This window comes from Mucilaginibacter sp., assembly GCF_036383575.1.
GTDB lineage: Bacteria > Bacteroidota > Bacteroidia > Sphingobacteriales > Sphingobacteriaceae > Mucilaginibacter.
On the sequence record NZ_DASVOB010000663.1, the window covers coordinates 1 to 1,999 of the forward strand.

General features: G+C 41.8%; 2 protein-coding genes and 1 pseudogene. 1 reads left to right on the plus strand and 2 read right to left on the minus strand.

The annotated features are described in order from the left end of the window. The coding region (locus VF500_RS23260; RefSeq protein ID WP_330861966.1) for a TolC family protein at positions 1-855 on the minus strand (855 nt) is incomplete at its 3' end. 2 nt (positions 856-857) lie between these two features. Then, the gene (locus VF500_RS23265; RefSeq protein WP_330861967.1) at positions 858-1,487 is read right to left on the minus strand and encodes a TetR/AcrR family transcriptional regulator; all 630 of its coding nucleotides are present in this window, start codon (positions 1,485-1,487) and stop codon (positions 858-860) included. Positions 1,488-1,750: 263 nt separating this feature from the next. Between VF500_RS23265 and VF500_RS23270 the strand changes: the two are divergent. Further along, a pseudogene (locus tag VF500_RS23270) lies at positions 1,751-1,999 on the plus strand (LmbE family protein); the annotation flags it as partial.

Below are 1,999 nucleotides of genomic sequence, written 5' to 3' on the forward strand. Positions count from 1 at the left end.
AACGCGGCTGCGTAATGCGAATTGCTTAAACTCAGGGCGTGTAGCCATCGCGGTATCAAGGTAAGCGGTTAGCGGAGCAACTGCTCTGTCGGCTTCGGTGATCTGATCTATATTTAGCTGTGTGCCTTCAGGTAAACCTAACAATACGTTAAGGTTGTAATTGATGATACGACGGTTAGTTTCCAGGTCGATACCGTTAACCTCGATGTTTGAGCGTTGCAACTGGAAACGCAATACATCGTTCTTGGTAACCAAACCTTGTTCAAAAAAGCGTTGTGCCTGTTTAATCTGAGCATCAACAGTACTAAGGTTTTGAGTTACTACCTTCTTGCTTTGCAGCACCTTGTACAGGTTATAGTACGAGCTGATAATGTCATAGGTGATCTGGTCTTTATCATTTTCAATATCCAAACGGGCAACCTGTGTAAGCAGATCAGTTGACTGGCGGGCATATTTCAATTTACCGCCGGCAAATATGGTTTGGTTTAAAGTAAGGATCCCTAAGTAAGCATCAGCACGGTTAGGCAGGTTAAAGCTTGATTCGCCTAAAGCAAGCCTGTTGGCCGGAATTTCGGCATGGTTATAACCATAACTTACTTTACCGGTTGGCAAAGCTTCATCTTTAGCCTGGTTGTATTCTGAAACAGCCTGTTCAACCTTCGAATTTGAAAGCTTAAGCGTTTTGCTGTTTTCAAGACCAAGCTTAATGGCTTCATCAAGGGTGATTGTCCTGTCCTGCGCATTGGCGGTAAAAGGCAGGCTTAAAACTAAGAGTGCGATACTGCCGCGTAAAACGGGCCGTAACACCTGCTTTAATAGTTTAAGGTGGTCGGTTTTGTTATTTGGAGTTGTCATGTTCATTTAACTAAATAAGCTTTTAAAAGTCTTTTCATGTATGTTTTTACCCGTGGTTTCAGTTCAGCTTCCATAAACTTTTCATCACGAATATCATGTCCCAGTATTAATGATGATAGCTGAGGCATGTTAACTATATAATTTTTTGTTCCGAAGAGGGTGGCTATTACCAGTGGTATATCGGCATCAGCATGAAACAAGCCGTTGTTTACGCCTTCTTCCATAATTCTTTTTACCTCGTATACGTTCACCATCAGTATTTCGATGATCTTATCGGTAAGGTCACCACGTTTGTTCATGGATACTTCCCTGTTAATAAGCTTTTGAAAACAGTTGTTGGCAATAATGCGCTCAACGTAATTGTCGATACATTTATCCAGTTTATCCCAGGCAGTCATGGTACCATCGCCACTAATGTTTTGCAGCAGCGTGCGGAAAGAATTGATCTTGCGTTCAAACACTGCCAGGAAAAGTCCCTCTTTTGATCCAAAATAGTAATTGAGCATAGCCATGTTTACACCGGCTTCGCCCGATATGGTACGGGTGGAGGCACCGTCATAGCCCAGATCCGCGAACACCTTTTCGGCTACGTCGAGGATATGTTCCTTTTTATCTATTTTATCTTTTTCCATTGTTTTAACGGCACAAAATTAATCAAACGATTGATTAAGCGTATCGGATTGAAGCAGAAAAAGTTAATCGGTTGATTAAGATTACCATCGAATGACAGATTTGTTTTACATCAGTTAAGAAAATTATAAAAATCAAAACTATTTGTTGAAACATTCAATATCAATCGTCCAAAATCTTAACAGATTGATGGCCACAGTAATCGTTTTGTTATATTGTTGATACAGGAAATACAGAATATCTATCTTTCAATATATTTGTTGCTATGAAGCGTATCCACCTCATTGTAGTATTCCTGCTTACAACCGCATTTTTAAAAGCCCAAACCAACCCGCCTACCGATCTTGGCACCATTCAGCAAAACCTGAAAAAGCTTGATGTGCTGGGCAGCGTACTATATGTAGCGGCCCATCCCGATGATGAAAATACCCGCCTGCTGGCCTACCTGGCCCAGGAAAAACATTATCGCACAGGCTACCTGTCGCTCACCCGCGGCGATGGGGGACAGAACCTG

What these genes read in the sequence shown, in the direction of transcription:
- VF500_RS23265 (WP_330861967.1), bottom strand. Translation starts at nt 1,487, where the DNA reads ATGGAAAAAGATAAAATAGATAAAAAGGAACATATCCTCGACGTAGCC.